This is a genomic window from Cellulomonas sp. P4_H4 (assembly GCF_056400865.1).
Window position 1 is genome coordinate 265043 of sequence record NZ_JBFUKL010000001.1, and the last position, 23159, is coordinate 288201.

The following is a 23159-nucleotide window of genomic DNA, read 5'->3' on the forward strand; positions in this document are numbered from 1 at the left end:
GCGACGCGAAGGCACAGCCGCAGAGGCGGAGTACGACGCCCTCCAGCCCTTAGGCGGCGCTACGCCACGCGCGTCCCGCGGGCCAGCTTCTTCTGCGGGATGCGCAACCGGCGGACTGCGACGGCGAACCCTGCGGCGCCGAGCAGCACGTTCGCGCCCAGCCCCCAGAACCAGAACGGCGTCGCGGAGATGTCGTCGAGAGCGTCCTGCGTCGTCACGTTGCCCTCCGCCCAGCACTCGTTGAGCTGCGCCGTGGGCCCGGCGCGAAGCTGACGAACTCCGGTCCGGATGCCGGCGAGCGGCTCCTCGATGACATAGGGCGACGTGGGCGCCGCTTCGGCGCCGTCGGCGAGGATGACGAACGGGTTGATGCCGAGCAGCCACCACGTCCGCTCGGTGTGCGCGACGGACCGCACCGCGGTGACGTACTCGCACTCGTAGCCGCCGTCCGCGGTCGGCACGGTCGTGTAGACCTCGACAGACTCGTCCTGGGAGATCGACGGGTAGGTGGTCGCGAACAGGATCGGCGTCAGCAGGGTCAGAGCGGCGACGGTCAGGAACGTGAGCACCGTGGATCCGGCGGAGCGCGAGCTGAGCGCCGAGTACCCGAGTCCGATCCCGCAGACCGCGGCGAGCAGCACCGCGATGATCAGGACGACGCGGACCAGCGACATGACGGGGGTCCCGCCGATCGCCAGCGCGAGGCCGAGGAACGGCAGGCTCACGACGAGGAAGGCGCAGGCCGACAACCAGGCGGCGAGCAGCTTGCCGGTGGCGATCTCGGAGGGGCTCAGGAGCGTGACCTGCAGGGTGGCGAGCGTCCCGGCGTTGCGGTCGCCGTTGATCGCGGTCGAGGTGAGCGTCGGGGTGACCAGCAGGCCGAGCCCGAGGACGAGGAACGAGACAGCCGCGAACAGGAGCGGTCCGTTGGACGGTCCGGACGACCTGGCGATCTCGCCCCCGTCCTCGGAGAATGCCGCGAGCGCGCCGGTGGTGAGCAGCGTGATGCCTCCGACCACCACGAACCACACGATGAGCGCGACGATCCAGCGCGTCGACCGGACGCGTTGCCGCAGCTCCAGCACGCTCACGGTCCAGACGCCTCGCCACCACCCGCCGCCGTCGTCGGAGGTCTCGACAGGGTCGATCTGGAGCTCGACGGACTGTGTCATCGCCGGTCCTCCTCGAGCGTCAGGTAGGCATGCTCCAGCGAGCCGCCCACGGGGTTGATCGAGACCAGCGGGACGCCGGCGGCGACCGCGTCGGCCACGAGCCGGGCCGCTCCCTCGTCGCCGTCGATCTCCACGAGCACCGACCCGGGGGCATCCCCGGGCTGCCACGCGGCGTCGATGGACGTGAGCCAGGTGCCGAGCGCGTCAGGGGACAGGGCCCGCACGTGCCAGGTCCGTTGCGACGGCCCCGCCACCGGCACGACGGTGCGACCGCGGGAGATGAACACCGCGTCGTCGGCCATCTCCTCGAGCTCGGACAGGACGTGGCTGGAGATGAGCACCGTGGTGCCCTCGTCGGCAAGCCGACGCAGGAGGACCCGCAGGTCTACGCGCGAGCGAGGGTCCAGGCCGCTCGCGGGCTCGTCGAGGAGCAGGACGCTCGGGGAGTGCACGAGTGCGCGCGCGAGGCCGAGACGCTGCTTCTGCCCGCGTGACAGGACGCTGGCGGGGCGGTCGGCGAACTCGGTGAGGTGCACGGTCTCCAGCAGCTCGGTGGCACGGGCGGCCGCGGCGGGCCGCGGTAGCCGGTAGGCGGCGCCGAACGTCGTGAGGACCTCGCGGGCAGTCAGGGAGTCCCAGGTGCCGAACGCGTCGGGCATCCAGCCGGTGTGCGCTCGGGCGGCGCGGGTGTCGGTGGTCCCGCCGACGGACACCTCACCGGCGTCCGGGACCAGCAGACCGGCCAGCACCAGCAGCAGCGTCGTCTTGCCCGAGCCGTTGGGGCCGACGAGCGCCGTGACCCTGCCCGCCCGAGCGGTCAGATCCACACCGTCGAGTGCCTGCACGCGGCCGAACGCGCGACGTAGACCGCTGACCCTGATTCCGACCTCGTCGTCCATGGGCGCCACCGTAGGACCGAGCGGGGGACGGTGTCCGACGAACTGCCGCGAAGTCTGTGCAGAGGCTGTGCCGATCCGGCATCTGAAACCACATTTCCGCCAGGTGAACACCGCCGTACACTCGCCCGGTCCTCTCCCGAGCCCGCGAAAGAGCTCCCCCGTGGCCCTGATCGTGCAGAAGTACGGCGGTTCCTCCGTCGCCGACGCCACCAGCATCAAGCGTGTGGCCAAGCGAGTCACGGAGGCCAAGCGCGCCGGCCATGACGTCGTGGTCGTCGTCAGCGCGATGGGTGACACGACCGACGAGCTCATCGACCTCGCCCAGCAGGTGACCCCGTTGCCGCCGCAGCGTGAGATGGACATCCTGCTCACCGCGGGCGAGCGGATCTCGATGTCGCTTCTGGCGATGGCGATCCACAACCTGGGCGTCGACGCCAAGTCGTTCACGGGTCAGCAGGCGGGCGTGCTCACGGACGAGGCCTACGGCAAGGCCCGCATCATCGACGTCTCGCCCAGCCGCATCCGGCAGACGATCGCTCAGGGGTCGGTGGCCATCGTCGCCGGGTTCCAGGGCGTGAACCCGACCACCAACGACGTCACGACGCTCGGCCGTGGCGGCTCGGACACCACGGCGGTGGCGCTCGCCGCGGCCCTCAAGGCGGACGTCTGCGAGATCTACACGGACGTCGACGGCGTGTTCACCGCCGACCCCCGGATCGTCCCGAACGCGCGCAAGCTCGAGCGTGTCACCTACGACGAGATGCTCGACCTCGCCGCCAGCGGCGCCAAGGTCCTCGTGCTGCGCTGCGTCGAGTACGCCCGCCGGTACGGGGTACCGATCCACGTGCGTTCGTCGTTCAGTACTCATACGGGCACGCTGGTGACCGATGAGCCCGCCCCCGAAGGAGAGAACGTGGAGCAGCCGATCATCGCGGGCGTCGCGCACGACCGCAGCGAGGCCAAGATCACCGTGGTCGGTGTGCCCGACGTGCCGGGCAAGGCCGCGCGCATCTTCGAGGTCGTCGCCGCGGCGGGCGTCAACATCGACATGATCGTGCAGAACGTGTCGGCCGCCTCGACGGGCCTCACGGACATCTCCTTCACGCTCCCGGCGACCGACGGCGCCGCCGGCACCCAGGCCCTCACGGAGCACCAGCCGGATATCGGCTTTGCTTCGCTGCAGTACGACGACACGATCGGCAAGCTCTCGCTCATCGGCGCGGGCATGAAGTCGCACCCCGGTGTCTCCGCGCGGTTCTTCGCCGCGCTGTCGGACGCGGGCATCAACATCGAGATGATCTCGACGTCGGAGATCCGGATCTCCGTGGTCACTCGCGCGGACTCGCTGGACGAGGCCGTTCGCGCGGTGCACACGGCGTTCGAGCTGGACTCCACGTCGGACGAGGCCGTCGTGTACGGCGGGACGGGACGGTAGGACTGTGGGACTGAACATCGCGGTGGTCGGCGCGACCGGCCAGGTCGGTGGCGTCATGCGCCGCCTGCTCGAGGAGCGCGACTTCCCCGTCGACTCCATCCGCTACTTCGCGTCGGCGCGTTCCGCGGGCACGACGCTGCCGTGGAAGGGTGCCGACGTCGTCGTCGAGGACGTCGAGACGGACGACCTGTCCGGCATCGACGTCGCCCTGTTCTCCGCCGGCGGTGCCGCGTCGAAGGTGCACGCGCCGCGGTTCGCCGCTGCCGGAGCGCTGGTCATCGACAACTCCTCGGCGTGGCGTCGTGACCCCGAGGTCCCGCTCATCGTCTCGGAGGTGAACCCGGGCGCCCTGAAGGACGCCGTCAAGGGCATCATCGCCAACCCGAACTGCACCACGATGGCCGCGATGCCGGTGCTCAAGGTGCTGCACGACGAGGCCGGCCTGACGCGCCTCGTGGTCTCGACCTTCCAGGCCGTCTCCGGCTCGGGCCTCGCGGGCGCCGACGAGCTCGACAGCCAGATCCGTGCCGCCGTCACGCAGGACACGCTCGCGCTCGTGCACGACGGTTCCGCCGTCGAGCTGCCGGCGCCCGTCAAGTACGTCGCGCCCATCGCGTTCGACGTCATCCCGCTGGCCGGCTCGATCGTCGACGACGGCTCGTTCGAGACCGACGAGGAGCAGAAGCTGCGGCACGAGTCGCGCAAGATCCTCGACATCCCGTCCTTGCTGGTCTCGGGCACCTGCGTCCGTGTGCCGGTCTTCACCGGCCACTCGCTGTCGATCAACGCGGAGTTCGCGTCGCCGCTGTCGGTCGCACGGGCGACCGAGCTCCTGTCGGACGCCCCCGGCGTCGAGCTGGCCGACGTCCCGACGCCGCTGCACGCCGCCGGCAAGGACCCGTCGTTCGTCGGCCGCCTGCGCCAGGACGAGGGCGTGGCGGACGGTCGAGGTCTGGCGTTGTTCATCAGCAACGACAACCTGCGCAAGGGCGCCGCCCTCAACGCGGTCCAGATCGCCGAGCTCGTCGCCGCCCAGCGCCTCACCACCGTCTAGCAAGATCCGCAACGTCGGCACTCGTGAGAGGTACAACCCCCACGAGTGCCGACGTTGCTGTGTGCCGCCTCGCGATGCCCGCAGCGCCCACGAATGCGGACGCGGTCGATTACAGGGGGTTGCCCTCGAGTACGGTTCTATGGTTAGTTGGTTGAGTAATGAACCAACAGGGGGGTGACGGCATGTTCGACGGACGAGATCCGCTGTACGTGCAGATCGCCGACCAGATCCGTGCGGACGTGCTGTCCGGGGCGTTGGGCGCTGAGGAGCAGGTCATGTCGACCACGCAGTACGCGACGACGTTCCGGATCAACCCGGCGACTGCGGCCAAGGCGTTCACCGAGCTCGTCGACGAGGGCGTGCTCTACAAGCGTCGCGGGATCGGCATGTTCGTCGCACCGGGCGCCCGGGACCGCCTGCTGACCCAGAAGCGGGCCGCGTTCTTCGCCGAGGTCGTCGCGCCGGTCGCGGCGCAGGCGAGGGTCCTGGGCATCCCGGTCGAGGACGTCATCCAGCACCTGAGGAACGGGGGACCGCGATGAGCGGGTTCGGTGTGCAGGTCAGGGACCTGACGGTCAGGTACAGCGACACGACGGCGTTGGACGCGGTCTCGTTCGATCTCCGCCCTGGCGTGATCACGGGCCTGCTCGGACGCAACGGGTCGGGCAAGACCACGGCTCTGTCGGTGCTGGCGGCCTTCATGCGAAAGACCAGCGGGTCGGCGCTCGTCGACGGCGAGGAGCCGTGGGAGAACGCGCGCGTGATGGGCGGGACGTGCCTGATCCGCGAGAGCGGCGACCTGCTGCCCGACCGGCCGGTCTCGGAGATGGTGCGCATGCTGGCCAACCGGCGCGCGACGTTCGACATCGAGCTCGCGGAGAAGCTGCTCGACACCTTCGAGCTAGGACCCGACGACCGTCCTGACCGGATGTCGCGGGGCAAGAAGTCGGCGTTCGGGGTGGTCGCCGGCATCGCGAGCCGCGCTCCGCTGACGCTGCTCGACGAGGTGCACCTCGGTATGGACGCGCCCGCCCGGTACGCGTTCTACGACGCGCTGCTGGCCGACTGGCTCGAGCACCCGCGCACGATCGTCCTGTCGAGCCACCTGATCGGTGAGGTCGAGCGGCTGCTCGAGGACGTGGTCGTGCTCGACCGTGGGACGGTGCTGGTCCAGGAGGACGCGGACTCGCTGCGCACACGCGGCCTGACGGTGACGGGACCGGCCGATGCGGTCGAGGCGTTCGTGGTGGGGCGGGACGTCGTGGCCCGCCAGCGGCTCGGGAGCACGGTCCAGGCGACGGTGGTCGGCGGACTTCCCGACGACGAGCGCAACGCGCGCCTGGGCGGGCTCGAGCTCGGACCTGTCCCCCTGCAGGACCTGTTCGTCCACCTCACCGACCACGCGAAGGAGACCGTCCGATGAGCACCGCGACCCTCGACACCCCCGTCCGGCGCGGTCCGGTCGACCTCACCGCCCGGTGGTTCCTGACCGCCCAGGTCCGGGTGGCGAGGTGGTTCTGGACGATCGCCGTCGTCGTGACCCTGCTCGCGATCACCGTCTACGCACTGGCAGCCGACCAGGTCACGACGAGCGTCGTCGCGTTCGGTCGGCAGGCGATCATGTGGGTCCCGTTCTCGATCTTCATCGGCCTCACGGCCGTCTACCTGCCCGTCCACGTGGCGTCCGGGCTCACCCGGCGGTCGCTGTCCCGTGGGTCGCTGCTCGGGGCGATGGCCACCGTCCTGCTGTACGGCGGCGGATATGCCGTCCTCCTCGTCGCGGAGCGTGCGACGTACGCCGCCTTCGGGTGGCAGTGGCACATCGCCGAAGGCGTGTCCGTGAACGTCGGTTCGTCGGGTGCGTACCTCGGGGCGTTCCTCGTCGCGAATGCGGCAACGCTCGTCGTCGCGTACGTGTCGGGACTGCTTGTGGCTGCCGTCTACCTGCGGGGCGGCGGCTGGTGGGGGACCCTCACCCTGCCGCTGACGGTCGGCCCGCTCCTGGTGCTGTCGAGTCTGCTCGGGTGGGGCACCGGGCTGTTCAGCGGTTCTCGAGGCCTCCTCCTGGGCAGCGTGCTCGCTCTGGTCTCGGCGGCAGTGCTCGCGATCGTCTACGACGTGCTCGTTCGCGGCGTCCGGGTTCCGACCAAGCGGTAGGGCTGACCCCACCACAGGTCCGTGGGTGGCCAGGCTGTCTGGTCGAGCGGCCGGACCCCTAGCGTCTGTGTCATGACCTCAGACCACCCCACGGGCACCGTGACCGGCACCGGCACCTGTGTGCCGAGCGCCGACGACCTCCGGGTGGTCGCGCCGGCGTTCACCGCGTGGCGACCACTGCTCGCGGCGCCCGTGTCGGGTGCGACGTGGGCCGGCATCTCGCAGACCGTGATCGGCGGGTTCCTCGTCGGGTCGGTGTCGATCGCGGTGGTGGTCGCCCTCTCCGTGGCCGTCAGCCTGGCGATCCTGTTCGTCGGCATCCCGATGGTCGTGGTCGTCCTGCTCGCGGTGCGCCCGTTCGCCCGCCTCGAGCGCGCCCGGCTGCACGCGCAGCTCCGGGTGTCCATCGACAGCCCGACCTACAAGCGGCCGCGTCGGCCCGGCTGGTGGTCGGCGTGCACCGCGGTGCTCGGCGACAGCCGGTCGTGGGCCCACGTGGCGTACCTGCTGGTCGGGGGCCTGATCCTCACGGTCTCGACCGTGATCGTCTCGGTCGGCCTGTCCGGCGCTCTCGCGCTGCTCGCGTTCGTCGTCTTCTACGGCGACGAGGTGAGCACGCCCGTCCCGCTGCCCTTCCTCGTCCTGGCCGCGCTCGCGGCCGCCTGGGTCGGTGCTCTGGGGGTGCAGGCGGCGTCGTTCGGGCTCGTCCGCAGTGCGCGTTCGATGCTCGGCTCGTCGCCGCGTGCGGAGGCGATCGAGTCCGCGCGGCAGGCGCAGGCGCGGGCCGACGAGGCTGAGGGTCGCGCCGTCCACCTGACCGAGACCCGGACAGCGGCGGTCGGTGCTGCGGACGACGAACGCCGCCGCATCGAGCGCGACCTGCACGACGGCGCGCAGCAGCGTCTCGTGGCCCTCGGCGTGGAGCTGGGTGCCGCGAAGCGTCGGGCATCGAGCGATCCTGAAGCCGCAGCGGCGCTCGACCACGCGCACCGCGAGGTCAAGGAGACGCTCGCCGAGCTCCGCGACCTCGTGCGCGGCATCCACCCGGCGGTGCTCACCGACCGCGGCCTCGACGCCGCGCTGTCCGCGCTCGCCGCGCGCAGCCCGGTGCCGGTCTCGGTCGAGGTGCCGGCGCCGTTGACCCGCGCGAGCACCGCTGCCCAGGCCGCCGCGTACTTCGTCGTCGCCGAGGCCCTGACCAACGTCGCCAAGTACGCGCAGGCCACGAACGTGCGGGTCACGGCCACCATCACGCCGTCGCAGAACCTGCGGCTCCAGATCGCCGACGACGGACGCGGCGGGGCCACCCCGACGCCAGGCAGCGGCCTGGACGGCCTGCGTAGCCGCGTCGCCGCGCTCGACGGCACCTTCGACCTGGACAGCCCGGCCGGAGCCGGCACCCGACTCACCGTGGAGGTGCCGTGCGCATCGTGATCGCCGAGGACTCCGTCCTCCTGCTCGACGGCCTGACCAGGCTGCTCGTCGCGGAGGGCCATGAGGTCACCGGCTACAAGACGGCCGACGAGCTCGTCGCCGCCCTCGGGTCCGCGAAGGAGATGCCGGACGTGCTCGTCACCGACGTCCGGATGCCCCCGACCCACACCGACGAGGGCCTGCGGGCCGCCGTGCACCTGCGCAGCCTGCACAAGAGGCTGCCCGTGCTGGTGCTCTCGCAGTACGTCGAGCAGCGCTACGCGCAGGAGCTGTTCGCGGGCGACGTCCGCGGCCTCGGCTACGTGTTGAAGGACCGCGTGGCCGATGTCGACGAGTTCCTCGACGCCCTCGGTCGCGTGGCTTCGGGCGGCACCGTGATCGACCCTGAGGTCGTCGCCCAGATCCTCGCCCGCACCCGACGGTCGGGCCTCGAGACCCTCACGCCGCGCGAGCGTGACGTGCTGGGCCTCATGGCGGAGGGCCGTTCCAACGCGGCCATCGCCGAGCGACTCGTGGTCGGCCTGCCGGCCGTCGAGAAGCACGTCACCTCGATTCTCACCAAGCTGGGCCTGGCCCAGGACGCCGACGACCACCGTCGCGTGCTGGCGGTGCTCCGCTGGCTCGAGCACGAACCGGGAGACCACTCATGACCACGACCCTCGACCGTCCCCCCGCCCCGCCGCTGCCGCCGCGGTCCGACGGCGCGCGCGCCCTCGTGTGGGCCGGCGGGATCCTCGGCGCGCTCATGCTGATCGCCGGTGCGTTCAGCCTGGTCAACCTGCTCGTCTTCACCAACGCCGACCCGTCCACGGTGATCGCCTCGGAGTCCTACGACGCCGCCCCGGTGGTCGAGCTCGTGGCTGACGGCGACATCACCGTGACGACCGGCGGTGCGGGCGTCGACGTCGAGCGCACGTCCCGCTCCGCGTCGAGCGACACCAAGTACACGGCCTCCGTCAGCGGCGACCGCCTGGTGGTCCGGCACGAGTGCGACTGGTGGCGGCCCGGGTTCTGCACGGCGGGTCTGAACGTGACCGTGCCCGAGGGCACCGAGGTCGTGGTGCGCTCGAGCGACGGGTCCGTCGAGGCGACGTCCCTGACCGGCCCGTTGACGGTCCGCACGAGCGACGGCTCGACGAGCATCTCCGACATCGACGGCGACGTCTCGCTGCGGGCCTCGGACGGGAGTGTCTCGATCGACGGGATCGACGGTGACGTCGACGCGACGACCTCGGACGGCCGGATCGAGGTGCAGCGCGTGACGGGATCGGTCACCACCCACACGAACGACGGCAGCACGACGATCGCCGCGGTCGAGGGGGACATCGACGCCCGCGCCTCTGACGGCGACGTCACGGTCCACGGGAACGGGGAACCGGTCGCCCTCACCATCGGCACGACCGACGGCCGGCAGACGGTCGACGCGCCGACCGACCCGAACGCATCGATCAGTGTCCGCATCCACACCGCTGACGGAAGCGCGTCCTACCTGGGCCCACGCGACTCGTAGGCAGCGCGGTCGATCGCGTAGACGAGGACCGGGACACCGTGCGACGGCACGACGGTGGCCCGGTCCTTGTACATACCGAGCTTCGTCATCACGCGCTCCGAGGCCGTGTTCTGCACGTTGCAGACGCTCACCAGACGGTCGAGGCCGACGTCGTGGAAGGCGTACGCCAGCACGGCCCGCGCACCCTCCGTCGCGAGCCCGCGACCCCAAGCACTGCGTGAGAGCCGCCAGCCGATCTCGACCGCAGGCAGGATCTCGGGCAGGAACGTCGGCACCGCGAGACTCACCCAGCCGACCAGGACGCCGTCCTCCTCGACCGCGAACCGCCCCCAGCCCTGCTCTGCCCACTCGTGCCGGAACCGCGCGATCGCGTCCGCGGTCTGTGCCCGGTCGCGCACGCTCCCGTCGCCGATCCAGCGCATGACCTCGGGGTCCGCGTCGATCGCGGCGAGGGCGTCCAGATCGTCGTCGCGCCACTGGCGCAGCAGAAGTCGCTCGGTGGTGAGCTGGGTCATCCCAACCTCCAGAGTGAGCACCTCGACCGCCGCAAGGCGACTCATGTGCCTTACTCTCGGCCCTCTTCCAGCGGGATGAGCATGGTCCTGAACGGGCCGCGGGTGCTGTGGAGCTCCCAGATGCGCGCGGCCACGTCGTCGATACCGTTCTCGAGCTGAAGCTTCGGGATGCCTCCCGGGATCACGAGCTGGACGACGCGGATGCCGTCGGCGTCCAGTGCGTCGTGGAGCATCTCGCCGTACGCACTCTCGGCAGGGAACGCGATCGAGGTGCCCGCGAAGTCGCTTCGCGCCTTCACTGACGTGCCGCCGTTGACGAGGATGATGCTGCCGTCACCTGCCCCCCGCATCGCGGGCAGGACGGATCGAACGGCGTGGATGAGCCCCAGCGCCGAGAACCGCAGCGCCTCCAGCGCCAGTTCGGGCGTCATCTCGAGCACCGGCTCGAGGTACGTCCTGGAAGGCAGCGGGCTGTACTGCAGCACCGTGATCGGACCCAGCTCGGCCACGGCACGCGCGATTGCGGCCTCGAGGGAGGCGGAGTTCAGGACATCCGCCGCGTAGCCGCGCGCGACCAGACCGCTGTCCTGGAGCTGGGCTGCCAACGTGTCCAGCTTCGCCTGATCGCGAGAGATGAGCGCGATCGAGAAGCCCTCGGCGCCGAACCTTCGCGCGACCGCGGCTCCCAGGCCCGGTCCGGCACCGATGATCGCGATCGTAGGCATGGCGGTCCCTTCCGAAACGTGTGGTCGTGTCGACCATAGCCGCGGCCTGTGGGGCGTGCGGCCCGGGCATGCGAAAGGCCCCTGTCAGCGTCTCCGCTGGCCAGGGGCCTTCTCCACAGTGTCGGGGTGGCGGGATTCGAACCCACGACCTCTTCGTCCCGAACGAAGCGCGCTACCAAGCTGCGCCACACCCCGTGGAGCCTGGTAAGGATAGCCGACGAGGGGCCGTGCAACGAAACCGGATACCTCGGCTCGGGTGCCGTGCTCGTCACACGCTCGTCGCGCGCAGGTCTCGTGCGCGTCGGCGCCGATCGGGCGCTTCTCACACGAGCGTGAGGAGCGTCGCCTCCGGCCGGCAGGCGAACCTGACGGGGGCGTAGGGCGACGTGCCGAGCCCCGCGGACACGTGCATCCAGGTCGACCCGGCGCCGCCCGGGCGGTCGGGGCGCGGTCCGGGCCAGCCGTGCAGACCCTTGGCGCGGCTCGTGTCGAGGTCGCAGTTGGTGACCAGGGCACCCCAGAAGGGCAGGGCCAGCTGTCCGCCGTGCGTGTGCCCGGCGATCGCCAGGTCGACGTCGTCGTCATGCATCGCGTCGAGCACCCGTCGGTACGGCGCGTGCGTCACCCCGAGGTGCAGGTCGACCGGCGACGGACCGGTGCGCGCGTCGTCGGGGCCACCCGCGTCCGGGTACCGGTCCCGGTTCAGGTGGGCGTCGTCGGTGCCGACGAGCGACAGGACGCGCCCGTCTGCCTTGACCACGTCGCGCCGGTTGGTCAGGTCGATCCAGCCTGCCGACCGGAACCGCGAGGTCAGCTCACGCCACGGCAGCTCGGGCGCCTTCTTCGGGCGCGGCCGCCGGGCGTCCGGCAGCAGGTAGCGCGCCGGGTTCTTGGCGACGGGTGCGACGTAGTCGTTGGAGCCGAGCACGAAGGCTCCCGGCCGCGCCAGGTGCGGCTCCAGGGCGTGCAGCAGGTCCGGCATCGCGTCCAGGTGCGCCCAGTTGTCCCCTGTGTCGACGACGAGGTGCGGGTCGAGCGAGGCAAGGTCGCGCACCCAGTCCACCTTGCGTCGCTGACCCGGCACGAGGTGCAGGTCGGAGAGGTGAAGGATCCGCAGCGGGTCCTGCCCGGCCGGCAGCACGGGCACGGTGACTTCACGCAGCGCGTACCAGCGGACCTCGACGAGCGCGGCGTACGCGAGTGCCGCGGCGCCCGCGACGGCCAGACCGCCAGCCGTGCGGGCGACCGCTCGGACGGCGTCTGACGCCATCAGCCCTTGCCCTTGCCGGGGCCGTCGCCGTTCCCGCCGTTGCCCCCGTTGTCGCCGAAGCCCGGGAACGGGTTGTCGGGGTTCGACTCGGGCTGCCGGCCGTTGGACAACGTCAGCGTGATGACGGACCCGCGTGTCGCGGTGCCGGACGGGTTCTGCGAAGCGACCGAACCGGCGGGCACGCTCGACTCCACCTGCGTGGGATCGATCTTCACGCTGAACCCGGCGTCCTCCAGGATCCTCGTCGCGGAGTCCTCGGACTTGCCGACGACGGAGGGCACGCGGATCTTCTCGCCGAAGATGAGCTTCTGGTCAGGCTCGGCGAACGGCGGGTTCGTGGCGCTGGCGAGCGCCTGGACCATGAACCGCTTCCAGGTCGGTGCGGCGATCGACGAGCCGTAGACGTTGCGGTAGTACGTCCCGTTGATGGTCATCCGCTGCACCGGGGTGGGCGCCTCCTTGTACCCGACCCACACGGCGGTGGCCAGCAAGGGCGTGTAGCCCACGAACCAGGTGTCCTCGTTCTGGCTCGTCGTACCGGTCTTGCCGGCGGAGGGGAACGGCGGTGCGCCGACCCTCGACGCGGTGCCCTTCCACACGTTGCTCAGCGCGTAGTTGATCGTGTTGGCGTACTTCGGCTCGATCCGCTGCTCGCAGTTCGCGGACGGGACCGGCAGCGACTTTCCGTTCGCGTCGACCACGCTCAGGATCGCGATCGGCGTGCAGTAGACGCCGCCCGAGGCGAACGAGGCGAACGCCGCCGCCATCGACAGCGGTGCGACGGAGTCGGTGCCGATCACGTTCGACGGGTTCAGGCCTGGCGTGACGGAACCGTCCTCGCGCGGCTTGGCGAGGTGCATCCCGAGGTCGGTGGCGCCCTGCATGATGTTGCACATGTCGAGCTGCATGGCCATCGACAGGTAGGCGAGGTTGACCGAGTTCTTGGTGGCGTCGAGGACGGTCATGTTGCCCTGGCCACCCTCGGAGTTGTGCACCGGGTACGGCTTGTTGGGACCCTTCGCACCGCACGTCGTGAACTGGTTCGTGTTCAGGGTGCGCTCGGTGCCGTTGACCCGCTCGTAGAGGCTGTGCCCGGACTTGAGCCACTCCAGCAGGGTGAACGGCTTGAACGTCGAGCCGGGGGCGAAGCCCCCCGATGCGCCGTACGCGAAGTCGGTGTTGAAGTTGACCGACTCCGTGCGGGTCGCGGGGTCGCCGACCGCCCCGTACTCGCGGTTCTGGGCCATCGCGATGATCTGACCTGTTCCCGGCTGCACGGTGATGATCGCGCTGGAGACGCCGGTCGGGTCCAGGACGGGGATGCCTGCCTTGACCTCCCTGTCGGCGATCGTCTGGAGACCGGGGTTCAGGGTGGTCTTGATGGTGAGCCCGCCGCGGTACAGGGTCGACGCGCGCTCGGCCTTCGTCTCGCCGAACGTCTTGTCGTTGACGATGACCTTGGTGACGTAGTCGCAGAAGTATCCCGAGCCCGCGACGACCGTGCTGGCGAGCGCGCAGCCGGGCTTGACCGCCTGCAGGTGCAGGGTGTCGGCCAGCGGCGTGGCGATACCCGTCGTGTAGTCCGCGTCGGTGATGTAGCCCTGCTCGTGCATGAGGCGCAGGACCGTGTTGCGACGCGACTGCGAGGCCTCCGGGTGGGCGACGGGGTCCCACTTGCTCGGGCTCTGCGTCACGCCGGCGATCGTCGCGGCCTCGAGGTACGTCAGGTCCTTCGCGGGCTTGCTGAAGTAGTACTGCGCGGCCGCCTCGGCGCCATAGATCTGCTGCTTGCCGAACTGCGCGATGTTCAGGTACTTCTCGAGGATCTGGTCCTTGGTCATCTTCTTCTCGAGCGAGATGGCCAGCTTGGCCTCGCGGAGCTTGCGCGCGATCCCCTCGCTGCCCTCGGCGCCGCGGGCATCCTCGAGCGCCGCCTGCCTCTCCGCCTCGGTGTCCTTGGCGAGCGCGGCCTCGATGAGCACGTTCTTCACGTACTGCTGCGTCAGCGTCGACGCGCCCTGCTGGCCGCCCGTGGAGGACTGGTTCCGGACGAAGGCGCGGAGCATGCCCGCAGGGTCGACCCCGGCGTGCTCGTAGAACCGCTTGTCCTCCGTGGCGATCACCGCGTGCTGGAGCATCGGGGAGATCTGCGCGAGCGGGACGACCACGCGGTTCTGGTCCCAGAACGTGGCGAGCACGGTGCCGTCGTTGGCCAGGATCGTCGACTTCTGCGGCAGGCCCGGCTGGTCGAGCTCGGTGGGCAGGTCGTCGAACGCCTTCGCGGTGATGCCGGTCGCACCGTTGGCGATCGCGACGCCCGGCAGCGCGAGGCCCGCGGCGAGCACGCCGCCGATGCCCGCGACGAGCACGAAGGACAGCAAGAGGGCCAACGCCTGGAAGGCGTTGACCTGACGGCCGCGCGAGCGCGCAGGGTTCGGCATGCCGTCAGGGTAGTAGGAGGTGATGTCAGAGCCGCCTAGAAGTCCGGTCGTTGACCCGACCTCCACCGGACCTGCACATCGGGGCGATCACCCGAGACGGCCGAAGAGGCGACCGGAGCGCTCCGTGCGGACAGCTGCCGAACGGGGTCGAACGGCGGCTAGCCCATGACACGAACGGGTGACCCAGTCATGCCGGGCGGTGCAGCCGTAGACATGTTCACTCGTCCAACACCCGGAACAACACCTTCGGAGGCTCGCCAGGAAGCCCCGCGTACCGCTAGTTTCCGGGCAGGACTTGGGGCGCTGCAACGCTCCTCGGTAGGCAGGGAGGCCGTGTGACAACAGTTGTTCAGGACACGCACTGGACCGCGCTCGCGGAGTGCGGGACCGGAAAGCTGGCTCCCGACGCCCTGTTCGTCGAGGGCGCGGCGCAGCGAGAGGCTCGGACGGTCTGCACGGGATGCCCTGTCCGGCTCGCCTGCCTTGCCGACGCGCTCGACAACCGCATGGACTTCGGCGTCTGGGGTGGCATGACCGAGCGCGAGCGCCGGGCACTCCTGCGCCGGCGGCCCGAGGTCCGTTCGTGGCGTGCCGAGCTCGTGGGGTCGGAGCCGTTGGTCCTCGCGTGAGAGCGCTCCTGTGATGTCAGGCGACGACCGCTGACGGCTAGGGTGTGCGCATGGCTACGACGTGGGAGTACGCGACCATTCCGCTCATCATCCATGCCACGAAGGCGATCCTCGATCAGTGGGGCGCCGACGGCTGGGAGCTCGTCCAGGTGATCCAGGGACCTGACGCCGGGCTGGTCGCGTACCTGAAGCGGCCCACGAGCTCCTGATGGGCGCCGCCGAGAGGCTTGCGGCGCTCGGGCTGGAGCTCCCGGTCGTGGCCGCACCGGTCGCGGCGTACGTGCCCGCCGTCCGCACGGGCGACTACGTGTACACCGCGGGCCAGCTCCCGTTCGTCGACGGGGCGTTGCCGGCGACGGGGAAGGTCGGCTCTGCGCCCGGACTGGTGAGTCCCGACGACGCGGCCGGGTACGCCAGGATCTCGGCACTGAACGCCCTGGCGGCGGTCGCCGGACTGATCGGTGAAGGGGCTGACGGGCTCGACCGGATCGCGCGGGTCGTCAAGGTGGTCGGCTTCGTCGCGAGCGACCCCACGTTCACGGGTCAGCCTGCGGTGGTCAACGGCGCCAGCCTGCTCCTGCACGAGGTGCTCGGAGAGGCCGGCGTGCACGCCCGGTCGGCCGTCGGTGTCGCAGTCCTCCCGCTCGACTCGCCGGTCGAGGTAGAGATCGTCGTCGAGCTGGTCCCCGAGCAGTCCTAGCCGCAGCAGTCGACGGCCGCTCGAGGAGCGGCCGTCCTACCGGGCGCGCCGCTCCAGGCGGTCGACGTCGAGCAGGACCACCGCACGGCCTTCGCGACGGACCCAGCCACGAGCGGCGAAGTCCGCCAGCGCCTTGTTGACGGTCTCGCGCGAGGCGCCGACCAGCTGGGCGAGCTCCTCCTGCGTCAGGTCGTGCGCGACGCGGATGCCCTCGTCGACCTTCTCTCCGAACCGGGTCGACAGGTCCAGGAGCGCCTTGGCGACGCGGCCGGGGACGTCGGAGAAGACGAGGTCCGCGAGCGCCTCGTTGGTGCGGCGCAACCGGCGGGCCAGCGCCTGCAGCAGGTGCTGGGCGACGGACGGCTTGTCGTGCAGCCACCGGATGAGGTCGCCGTGGCCGAGCTCGAGGACGACGGCATCGGCGACGACCGTGGCCGTCGCGGTGCGGGGGCCGGGGTCGAACAGGGACAGCTCACCGAACATCTCGCCCGGTCCGAGCACGGCCAGCAGGTTCTCGCGGCCGTCGTTCGAGCGTCGACCGAGCTTGATCTTGCCCTCGCGCACCACGTAGAGCCGGTCGCCGGGCTCACCCTCGTGGAAGAGCGTGTCACCACGGACGACCTCGATCGCCTTCATCGTCGCGACGAGAGCCTCCGACGCCTCCGGCTCGAGTCCGGCGAACAACGGGGCCGACAGCACGATGTCGTCCTCCACGGTGATACCTCACCTTTCCTGCACGAGTCTCGTGCGGAACCACTCGTGGCACCGCACGGACGAAGGTGGCCGCTGGTCAGCGGCCCGAGCCACGCTCAGTCTGCCCCATCGGAGCGGTCAACCGCGGCTCAGGGGCTCCGGCAGCCCGGCGAGTGTCTGCGACGGTTCCTGCGCGAGGCGCGAGATCAGGCGTTCGGTCGCACGTGCGAGCGCCGCGGCGACACCGTCGCCGTAGCGGGCGAGCTGCTCGTCGAGGGCGCGGAGCTCGTCGAGACGGAGCTGGACCGGGGCGGTGCCGTCCAGCCCGGTGCCGTCCGCACTGCGGTCGGTCGCGGCGAGCTCCGGCCACGTCGTCGAGCCGCGACCCGGGCCGAGCACCGCGGCGAGGACCGCGGGCCGCGGGACCTCGACACCGATCTCGGGCGGGAGCTGGAAGGCCATGTCCTCACCCAGCGTCGGAGGCTGTGCCGCCTGCGCGACCGCGAGGTCGAGGCGAGCGCGGACCAGCCGGCGCCACCAGGTGACGCGGGCGTGCTCGGCGCGCAGCGCGCGGCGGTCCAGGCGCAGATCGCGTACCCGGTGCTCCACGGCAGGTGTCATGTGGGCGGTTCCTCCTCGGGGTCCGTGTCTGGTTTCGGTCTGTGCGGCGGGCACCTTGAGTGCGCATTCGGGGTGGGCGGCAAGATCACTCCAAGGGAGCAACGCCGCAGGTCAAGCCGGTGAGGCGGTCATAGTCCGGGGTCGTGCGGTCTGCTCGGGGGTCACGCGGTGAGTGTCGGTGGCGGGTCGTACGCTGCCTGGGTGACCCCGACGGACAGCGCCCACGAACTCGCCGGCGATCGCGTTCCTGAGGACCCGCCCACCGCGGTGGCTCCCTCGGGCGAGACGGCGCTCGCGCGCACCCGCCGCGCCCGGCGCGTCGACCGGGCGCTCGCCGTGCGGTACCCCGACGCACACTGCGAGCTGGACTTCTCGTCACCGTTCGAGCTGCTCGTGGCGACCGTGCTCTCGGCGCAGACCACGGACGTGCGCGTGAACCTGACGACGCCCATCCTGTTCGCCCGGTACCCGGACGCCGCGGCGCTCGCGGTCGCCAACCCGGAGGACGTCGAGGAGATCCTGCGCCCGACGGGGTTCTTCCGGGCGAAGACGAAGTCGGTGATGGGCCTGTCGGCCGCCCTCGTCGAGAGGTTCGGCGGCGAGGTGCCACCACGCCTCAAGGACCTGGTGACGCTCCCGGGCGTGGGGCGCAAGACGGCGAACGTCGTTCTCGGCAACGCGTTCGGGATTCCCGGCATCACGACCGACACCCACGTCATGCGCCTGTCGCTGCGCCTCGGGTACACCACGAGCGAGGACCCGCTGGTGGTGGAGAAGGACCTCAACCAGCTGCTGCCGCGGGCCGACTGGACCATGGCCTCGCACCGGCTGATCTTCCACGGCCGGCGCACCTGCTTCGCCCGAAAGCCCGCGTGCGGTGCCTGCCCGATCGCCTCGTCCTGCCCGTCGGCGGGGATCGGGGAGAACGACCCGGTCCGCGCCGCGGCCTTGCTGAAGGGCTAGGTCGCCGCGACCTCGCGCAGCCAGTCCAGGAGCAGGTCGGTGACCTGGTCCGGAGCCTCCTCGGGCAGGAAGTGACCGGCCAGCGAGACGAGCTCGAACCGGTAGCCCGGGCCGACGAGGGCCTGGGCATCCTTCGAGAGCGCCGCGTGCGCCGCCGGGCGGATCCCGTCGCGTCCGCCGTGGATCTGCAGGACCGGCAGCGGCGGGGTGCGCTGGAGGGCCGCGTGGTAGCGCCGACCGTCGAGGCGTGGCATCGACCGGACGATCCAGCGCAGCTGCTCCATCTGGCTGTGGGCCGCGAACGGCACGCGCGCCGCCGAGCGGTACACGGCTTCGTCGTCGGCGCTGATCCACCCCGGGCTGCCACCCCACTCGTGCAGCAGGCGCGACACGAGGTCGCCCTGCAGCAAGGCGCGCTCGGGGAAAGACGGCAGCTGCGCGAATGCGAGCCGCTTGGCGGCGGACGGGCGGACGGCAGCGCGCAGCTTTCCGCGGGTGTCCAGCGGGTGTGGGGCGCCGAGCGCGGCGACGGCACGCGTGTGGCGGGGATGCAGACCCGCCATGGCCCAGGCGATCTCACCGCCTGTGCCGGACCCGACGACGACGGCGTCTGATGCGCCGAGGGACTGGACCACGCCCGCGACGTCGGCCGCGAGCGTCGGGACGTCGTAGCCGACCGGCGGCTTGTCCGAACCGCCTGTGCCCCGGACGTCCATCGCGGCGACACGGTAGCCGGCTGCGGCGAGGCTCGGAAGCTGGTGCCGCCACGCCCACCAGAACTCAGGGATGCCGTGCAGCAGCACGACGAGCGGGGCGTCGCGCTCGTCGGGACCCGCGAGGGCCACGTGGAACCGGGCTCCGTTCGCGGCCACGAAGCGGTGCTCCCAGGGGCCGTCGAACAGGAGCGTGGCGGAGTCGACGCTACTCATCGGTGCGAACCTACCCGCCCGACGCGATTCGTGACTCTCGGGCGTGGAAGCGGTCCCGCTGCATGAGCGCGAGGGCGCCGAGCACGGCGGCGACGGCCGAGGCGGCGATGATCGAGACGACGACGTGCTCGTCATGCGCGCTGCCCGGACCGAACGCGAGCTCGCCGACGAGGAGCGAGACGGTGAACCCGATCCCGCCCAGCAGTCCGACGGCGCCGACGTCACCCCAGTGCAGGCCGGGTGCCAGCGACGCGTGCGTGAACCTGGCGACCAGCCAGGTCGCCCCGAAGATGCCGAGCGGCTTGCCGACGACGAGCCCGAGCGCGACGCCCTGTGCCACCGGGTCCGAGAACGCGCTCGACAGCGAGCCGCTGCTCAAGGTCACGCCCGCGGCGAAGAGCGCGAACACCGGCACGGCCACTCCGGCGGACACCGGTCGCCACGAGTGCTCCCACCGCTCCGCGAGCGACTCGGCCGGCTCGTCGGGCAGCCGGAGTGCTCGCTGCGTGGCGAGCGCCGTGCCGGGTACGACGAGCCCCAGGGCGACGCCGGCGATCGTGGCGTGCACGCCGGACGCGTGCACGGCAGCCCAGGCGGCGAGCCCGAGCGGGATGAGCAGCCAGCCGCTGATCCACCCACGCCGGATCGCGAGCGCGAACAGGACCACGACGACCGCCCCGACGCCCAGCCAGACCACGTGAACGGACTCGGTGTAGACGACCCCGATGACGAGGATGGCCAGCAGGTCGTCGACGACCGCCAGGGTGAGCAGGAAGGCGCGCAGCGCGTTCGGCAGGCTCCGCCCGACGATGGCCAGCACCGAGACGGCGAACGCGATGTCCGTCGCCGTCGGGACGGCCCAGCCCTTCGGGACGCCGCCGTCGGCGGTGAGGTTCACGGCCAGGTACAGAGCGGCCGGCACGAGCATGCCGCCGATTGCCGCGACGATCGGCACGACGGCCGTCTTCAGCACGCGCAGCTCGCCCGCGACGATCTCGCGCTTCAGCTCGAGCCCGACGACGAAGAAGAAGATCGCGAGAAGGCCGTCGGTCGCCCACGTCGCGAGGGTGAGGTCGAGGTGCAGCGCCGCCGGACCGACGACCGTGTCGGAGACGGTCTCGTACGCGTCGGGCCAGATGTTGGCCCAGAGCAGGGCGACGACCGTACCTGCGAGCAGGAGCGTGCCACCCACGCGCTCTTCGCGGAGCGTGTCCAGAAGGTTGCGTTCGGAGCCGGGGGACAGGGACGAGAACAGCCGGCTGGCCACGCGGCCTCCTCAGGCGTCGGCGGGCTCGGGGACCTCGGTGCGGCCGTCGACGCCACCGCGGCGGTCCTTCGGCGGGTCGAAGCGGTAGCCGACGTTGCGCACGGTCCCGATCAGCTGCTCGTGCTCCGGGCCGAGCTTGGCGCGCAGGCGCCGCACGTGCACGTCGACCGTCCGGGTGCCTCCGTAGTAGTCGTAGCCCCAGACCTCCTGCAGCAGCTGGGCACGCGTGAACACGCGACCCGGGTGCTGCACCAGGTACTTCAGGAGCTCGAACTCCTTGTAGGTGAGGTCGAGCGGTCGGCCGCGCAGGCGGGCGGTGTACCCGCCGGCGTCGATCGTGAGCTCGCCGGAGGAGATCTCCTGCGGTGCGTCGTCGTAGCCCGCGGTCGCGGCACGCTCCATGACGAGGCGGAAGCGCGTCTCGACCTCGGCGGGGTTGGCGGTCTCGAGGATGATGTCGTCGGCGCCCCACTCCGCGGTGACCACCGTCAGGCCGCCCTCGGTCAGGACGAGCACCAGCGGCACCGTGAGGCCCGTGGCGCGGAGCAGCCGGCACGTGGTCCGCGCGGTGACCAGGTCACGGCGCGCGTCGAGCACGACGATGTCGGCGTCGGGTGCGTCCACGAGTGCCGACGGTTCGACCGGCAGGACGCGAACGCGGTGGGAAAGCAGTCCGAGAGCCGGGAGCACCTGGGCGGAGCCCCCCGACGCCGGAGTGAGCAGCAACAGATCCGCCACGTCCTACCTCCCTGCGTGCGAGTGGGGCACACGGTATCGCGTGTTCCGTGCAGGTTGCGTCCGTTGGTCGCCCGCTGACCTCACCCGATGGTGGGGACCCCGCCGTAACGCCGGGGAAACTGGCGCGAGATGCGACAATCGGCGGCGTGCTCCTGCCATCGCTCCGTGTCCGTCCCGCGTCCGCGCCCGTGGTGACCCCGGACGCAGGACGGTAGGCGTGCAGCTCGCTACCCGCGCCGTCGTCACGGCCGCGCTCGCCGCCGCCGTCGCTGTTGCCGGCTATCTCGGCGGACTTCCCCTCACGATCACCGCCGCCCTGCTGGCGCTCGCATTCGCGCTCGGCTGGCCGTCCCTGGTCGGTCTGCCGTTCCGGATCGGCTCGACCGTCGTGGTGGCTGTCGGCGGGATCGGTGCCGTCGTCGTCGTCCACCTGACCGAGGACCAGCCGTACCTGCGCTTCCTGCCGGTCGTGTTCGCCGCCGCGATCCTCCTGTCCTTCGTGAACGAGCTGGTACGGCGCGACGGGCGTGAGCGCCTCGTCGAGTCGGTGTCGGGCACCGTCACCGGGACCCTGGTCGCGGTCGCCGCGGCGGGCTGGGTGGCCACCGGCAACACTCCGGGCGGGGAGCCGCTCGTCGTGGTCGGCGCGCTCGCGCTCGCGGTCGGCTCGGCCGTCGTCGCGCTGCACCTCGCCACCTGGCTCGGGGCTGTCGTCACGAGCGTCGCCGCGGCACTCGCGGGTGCCCTCGGCGGCGCGATCCTGCCGGACATCGACGTCGTGCCGGCGCTGGTGCTCGGACTCGCCGTCGGCGTCCTCGTCGCCACGCTGCACGTGCTCTTCGACGAGCTCCCGTCGCTGGAGCGGGCCTGGCCGTCGCTGGCCGCGGTCACGCTCCCGGTGACCGTGACGGGGACACTTGTGTACGTCATCGGTCGCGTCCTGGTGAGGTGAGCGTGCGCAACGTCCTGGTCGTCCTGGCCCTGCTCGCTGTCGCCACCGGCATCGGGTTCTGGTGGCGTTCGCGCAACGGTCGGTACACGCCGGTGGCCGCCAGCGTGCTCGAGCAGGCCGCCGACGAGCCTGACGTGGGCGACCACCTCCGGCTGACGGCCGCCGAGATCGGTGCCCCGCTCGGCCGTCGAGCAACCTTCGTGCAGTTCTCGAGCGAGGTCTGCACGCCCTGCCGACGGACCGCCGCGGTGCTCGGGCAGCTCGTCTCCGAGTCGGGAGACCTCTCACACGTCGAGATGGACGTGGTGGAGCACCTCGACCTCGTGCGACGCTTCTCCATCATGCGCACCCCGACGATCCTCCTGCTCGACGCCCGCGGCGTCGTGGTCGGTCGTCTGTCCGGTGCGACGGACCGTCGGCACGCGCTCAGCGCGCTCGAGGCGTGTCCGGGCGGGGTCTCCGCTCCCTGAGGTCGCGCCCGCGAGGGTGGTCGCCAGGGCTGCGTCGGCCCCGGCCCCGTGCCCCCGCGTCCCGCCCCCTGCCTGGAGTCCCGATGTCTGAGTCCGCCCCTGCGTCTGCCCCTGCTGCGTCCACCCCCACGTCGTCCGCCCCCGCCGGGATCGATCCCCGCGGCCCGCGGTTCGGCGCATGGATCAACCTCGTCCTGCTCGCCGCCGTCCTGCTGCTCGGCGCCTGGCCCGCCGCCGCGACCGCGGTGCTCGCCGTCATCGTCGTCAGCTTCGCGATCGGCACCTTCCGGGGTGTCGGGCACACCTGGCAGGGCTGGGTGTTCCGCAAGGTCGTCCGCCCGCGCCTCGCCCCGCCCACCGAGCTCGAGGACCCGCGCCCGCCGACGTTCGCGCAGCTCGTCGGCCTGATCATCACCGGCGCGGGGCTCGTCCTCGGCCTGCTCGGCGTGAGCGCCGCCGTCCCTGTGGCCGCCGCGTTCGCGCTGATCGCCGCGTTCCTCAACGCGGTCTTCGGCCTGTGCCTCGGCTGCGAGCTCTACCTGCTGGGCGTCCGGCTGCGCGCGGGCCGCGCGACGGCTGCCTGAA

Annotated in this window: 26 protein-coding genes and 1 tRNA gene; 15 read left to right on the plus strand and 12 right to left on the minus strand. The window is 71.3% G+C overall.

The window, feature by feature from the left end; genetic code table 11:
* Positions 1 to 59: 59 nt before the first annotated feature.
* Positions 60 to 1172 (minus strand): ABC transporter permease, encoded by a 1113-nt coding sequence (locus AC1DPN_RS01350; protein WP_477082925.1) that lies wholly within the window; start codon positions 1170 to 1172, stop codon positions 60 to 62.
* Positions 1169 to 2071 carry an ABC transporter ATP-binding protein gene (locus AC1DPN_RS01355; RefSeq protein WP_477082926.1) on the minus strand — a complete coding sequence of 301 codons (903 nt, stop codon included), beginning with the start codon at positions 2069 to 2071 and terminating at the stop codon, positions 1169 to 1171. The genes AC1DPN_RS01350 and AC1DPN_RS01355 overlap by 4 nt, the downstream gene beginning before the upstream one ends.
* 160 nt (positions 2072 to 2231) lie before the next feature.
* On the opposite strand from AC1DPN_RS01355, the gene AC1DPN_RS01360 reads away from it, so the two are divergent.
* From AC1DPN_RS01360 to AC1DPN_RS01395, 8 genes are all read left to right on the plus strand, one after another.
* On the plus strand, positions 2232 to 3506 hold the full coding sequence (locus AC1DPN_RS01360) for an aspartate kinase (protein WP_477082927.1): 1275 nt from the start codon (positions 2232 to 2234) through the stop codon (positions 3504 to 3506).
* A 4-nt stretch (positions 3507 to 3510) separates the two neighbouring features.
* Positions 3511 to 4560 (plus strand): aspartate-semialdehyde dehydrogenase, encoded by a 1050-nt coding sequence (locus tag AC1DPN_RS01365; RefSeq protein ID WP_477082928.1) that lies wholly within the window; start codon positions 3511 to 3513, stop codon positions 4558 to 4560.
* Between the two features lie 182 nt (positions 4561 to 4742).
* Positions 4743 to 5102 carry a GntR family transcriptional regulator gene (locus AC1DPN_RS01370; RefSeq protein ID WP_477082929.1) on the plus strand — a complete coding sequence of 120 codons (360 nt, stop codon included), beginning with the start codon at positions 4743 to 4745 and terminating at the stop codon, positions 5100 to 5102.
* On the plus strand, positions 5099 to 5983 hold the full coding sequence (locus AC1DPN_RS01375) for an ATP-binding cassette domain-containing protein (protein WP_477082930.1): 885 nt from the start codon (positions 5099 to 5101) through the stop codon (positions 5981 to 5983). The genes AC1DPN_RS01370 and AC1DPN_RS01375 overlap by 4 nt, the downstream gene beginning before the upstream one ends.
* Positions 5980 to 6717, plus strand: a complete 738-nt coding sequence (locus tag AC1DPN_RS01380) for a hypothetical protein (RefSeq protein ID WP_477082931.1) — start codon at positions 5980 to 5982, stop codon at positions 6715 to 6717. The genes AC1DPN_RS01375 and AC1DPN_RS01380 overlap by 4 nt, the downstream gene beginning before the upstream one ends.
* Before the next feature lie 72 nt (positions 6718 to 6789).
* Complete coding sequence (locus AC1DPN_RS01385; protein ID WP_477082932.1) at positions 6790 to 8151, plus strand: sensor histidine kinase; 1362 nt, start codon at positions 6790 to 6792, stop codon at positions 8149 to 8151.
* Entirely contained in the window at positions 8139 to 8801 is a 663-nt protein-coding gene (locus tag AC1DPN_RS01390; protein ID WP_477082933.1) for a response regulator, read from the plus strand. Before AC1DPN_RS01385 ends, AC1DPN_RS01390 begins: the two co-directional genes overlap by 13 nt.
* Positions 8798 to 9661 (plus strand): DUF4097 family beta strand repeat-containing protein, encoded by an 864-nt coding sequence (locus tag AC1DPN_RS01395; protein ID WP_477082934.1) that lies wholly within the window; start codon positions 8798 to 8800, stop codon positions 9659 to 9661. The genes AC1DPN_RS01390 and AC1DPN_RS01395 overlap by 4 nt, the downstream gene beginning before the upstream one ends.
* On the opposite strand, the gene AC1DPN_RS01400 is transcribed toward AC1DPN_RS01395, so the two are convergent.
* From AC1DPN_RS01400 to AC1DPN_RS01420, 5 genes are all read right to left on the minus strand, one after another.
* Entirely contained in the window at positions 9637 to 10221 is a 585-nt protein-coding gene (locus tag AC1DPN_RS01400; RefSeq protein WP_477082935.1) for a GNAT family N-acetyltransferase, read from the minus strand. The two genes, AC1DPN_RS01395 and AC1DPN_RS01400, sit on opposite strands and share 25 nt — an antisense overlap.
* 5 nt (positions 10222 to 10226) lie before the next feature.
* Complete coding sequence (locus AC1DPN_RS01405) at positions 10227 to 10901, minus strand: SDR family NAD(P)-dependent oxidoreductase (protein ID WP_477082936.1); 675 nt, start codon at positions 10899 to 10901, stop codon at positions 10227 to 10229.
* Positions 10902 to 11022: 121 nt separating this feature from the next.
* A tRNA-Pro gene (locus AC1DPN_RS01410) sits at positions 11023 to 11096 on the minus strand.
* A 127-nt stretch (positions 11097 to 11223) separates the two neighbouring features.
* Positions 11224 to 12171, minus strand: coding sequence for a metallophosphoesterase (locus AC1DPN_RS01415; protein WP_477082937.1), 948 nt, complete (start codon positions 12169 to 12171; stop codon positions 11224 to 11226).
* The gene (locus AC1DPN_RS01420; protein WP_477082938.1) at positions 12171 to 14612 is read right to left on the minus strand and encodes a transglycosylase domain-containing protein; all 2442 of its coding nucleotides are present in this window, start codon (positions 14610 to 14612) and stop codon (positions 12171 to 12173) included. Before AC1DPN_RS01420 ends, AC1DPN_RS01415 begins: the two co-directional genes overlap by 1 nt.
* Positions 14613 to 14947: 335 nt before the next feature.
* Between AC1DPN_RS01420 and AC1DPN_RS01425 the strand changes: the two genes are divergently transcribed.
* Genes AC1DPN_RS01425 through AC1DPN_RS01435 form a run of 3 tightly spaced genes read left to right on the plus strand, consistent with a single transcriptional unit; the run spans position 14948 to position 15941 of the window.
* Positions 14948 to 15241, plus strand: coding sequence for a WhiB family transcriptional regulator (locus tag AC1DPN_RS01425; protein WP_477082939.1), 294 nt, complete (start codon positions 14948 to 14950; stop codon positions 15239 to 15241).
* A 50-nt stretch (positions 15242 to 15291) separates the two neighbouring features.
* Entirely contained in the window at positions 15292 to 15450 is a 159-nt protein-coding gene (locus AC1DPN_RS01430) for a DUF4177 domain-containing protein (protein ID WP_477082940.1), read from the plus strand.
* The gene (locus AC1DPN_RS01435; RefSeq protein WP_477082941.1) at positions 15450 to 15941 is read left to right on the plus strand and encodes a RidA family protein; all 492 of its coding nucleotides are present in this window, start codon (positions 15450 to 15452) and stop codon (positions 15939 to 15941) included. The genes AC1DPN_RS01430 and AC1DPN_RS01435 overlap by 1 nt, the downstream gene beginning before the upstream one ends.
* A gap of 36 nt (positions 15942 to 15977) precedes the next feature.
* Here the strand turns inward: AC1DPN_RS01435 and AC1DPN_RS01440 are convergent, their stop codons facing one another.
* Together AC1DPN_RS01440 and AC1DPN_RS01445 are read right to left on the minus strand one after the other, a co-directional pair.
* The gene (locus AC1DPN_RS01440; RefSeq protein WP_477082942.1) at positions 15978 to 16655 is read right to left on the minus strand and encodes a Crp/Fnr family transcriptional regulator; all 678 of its coding nucleotides are present in this window, start codon (positions 16653 to 16655) and stop codon (positions 15978 to 15980) included.
* Between the two features lie 117 nt (positions 16656 to 16772).
* Positions 16773 to 17255, minus strand: a complete 483-nt coding sequence (locus AC1DPN_RS01445) for a hypothetical protein (protein WP_477082943.1) — start codon at positions 17253 to 17255, stop codon at positions 16773 to 16775.
* Between the two features lie 267 nt (positions 17256 to 17522).
* Here AC1DPN_RS01445 and nth point away from each other — a divergent pair, with 267 nt between their 5' ends.
* Positions 17523 to 18218, plus strand: coding sequence for an endonuclease III (nth, locus tag AC1DPN_RS01450; protein ID WP_477083829.1), 696 nt, complete (start codon positions 17523 to 17525; stop codon positions 18216 to 18218).
* Here the strand turns inward: nth and AC1DPN_RS01455 are convergent.
* From AC1DPN_RS01455 to AC1DPN_RS01465, 3 genes are read right to left on the minus strand one after another with little or no spacing between them, the layout of a single operon-like run.
* Complete coding sequence (locus AC1DPN_RS01455; protein ID WP_477082944.1) at positions 18215 to 19147, minus strand: alpha/beta fold hydrolase; 933 nt, start codon at positions 19145 to 19147, stop codon at positions 18215 to 18217. The two genes, nth and AC1DPN_RS01455, sit on opposite strands and share 4 nt — an antisense overlap.
* Before the next feature lie 10 nt (positions 19148 to 19157).
* On the minus strand, positions 19158 to 20414 hold the full coding sequence (nhaA, locus tag AC1DPN_RS01460) for a Na+/H+ antiporter NhaA (RefSeq protein WP_477082945.1): 1257 nt from the start codon (positions 20412 to 20414) through the stop codon (positions 19158 to 19160).
* A 9-nt stretch (positions 20415 to 20423) separates the two neighbouring features.
* The gene (locus tag AC1DPN_RS01465) at positions 20424 to 21152 is read right to left on the minus strand and encodes a winged helix-turn-helix transcriptional regulator (RefSeq protein WP_477082946.1); all 729 of its coding nucleotides are present in this window, start codon (positions 21150 to 21152) and stop codon (positions 20424 to 20426) included.
* A gap of 217 nt (positions 21153 to 21369) precedes the next feature.
* Between AC1DPN_RS01465 and AC1DPN_RS01470 the strand changes: the two genes are divergently transcribed.
* From AC1DPN_RS01470 to AC1DPN_RS01480, 3 genes are all read left to right on the plus strand, one after another.
* Positions 21370 to 22104, plus strand: coding sequence for a hypothetical protein (locus AC1DPN_RS01470; protein WP_477082947.1), 735 nt, complete (start codon positions 21370 to 21372; stop codon positions 22102 to 22104).
* 2 nt (positions 22105 to 22106) lie between these two features.
* Positions 22107 to 22574, plus strand: coding sequence for a thioredoxin family protein (locus tag AC1DPN_RS01475; RefSeq protein ID WP_477082948.1), 468 nt, complete (start codon positions 22107 to 22109; stop codon positions 22572 to 22574).
* An 83-nt stretch (positions 22575 to 22657) separates the two neighbouring features.
* Positions 22658 to 23158 carry a DUF4395 domain-containing protein gene (locus tag AC1DPN_RS01480; protein WP_477082949.1) on the plus strand — a complete coding sequence of 167 codons (501 nt, stop codon included), beginning with the start codon at positions 22658 to 22660 and terminating at the stop codon, positions 23156 to 23158.
* The last annotated feature ends 1 nt before the right edge of the window (position 23159 follow it).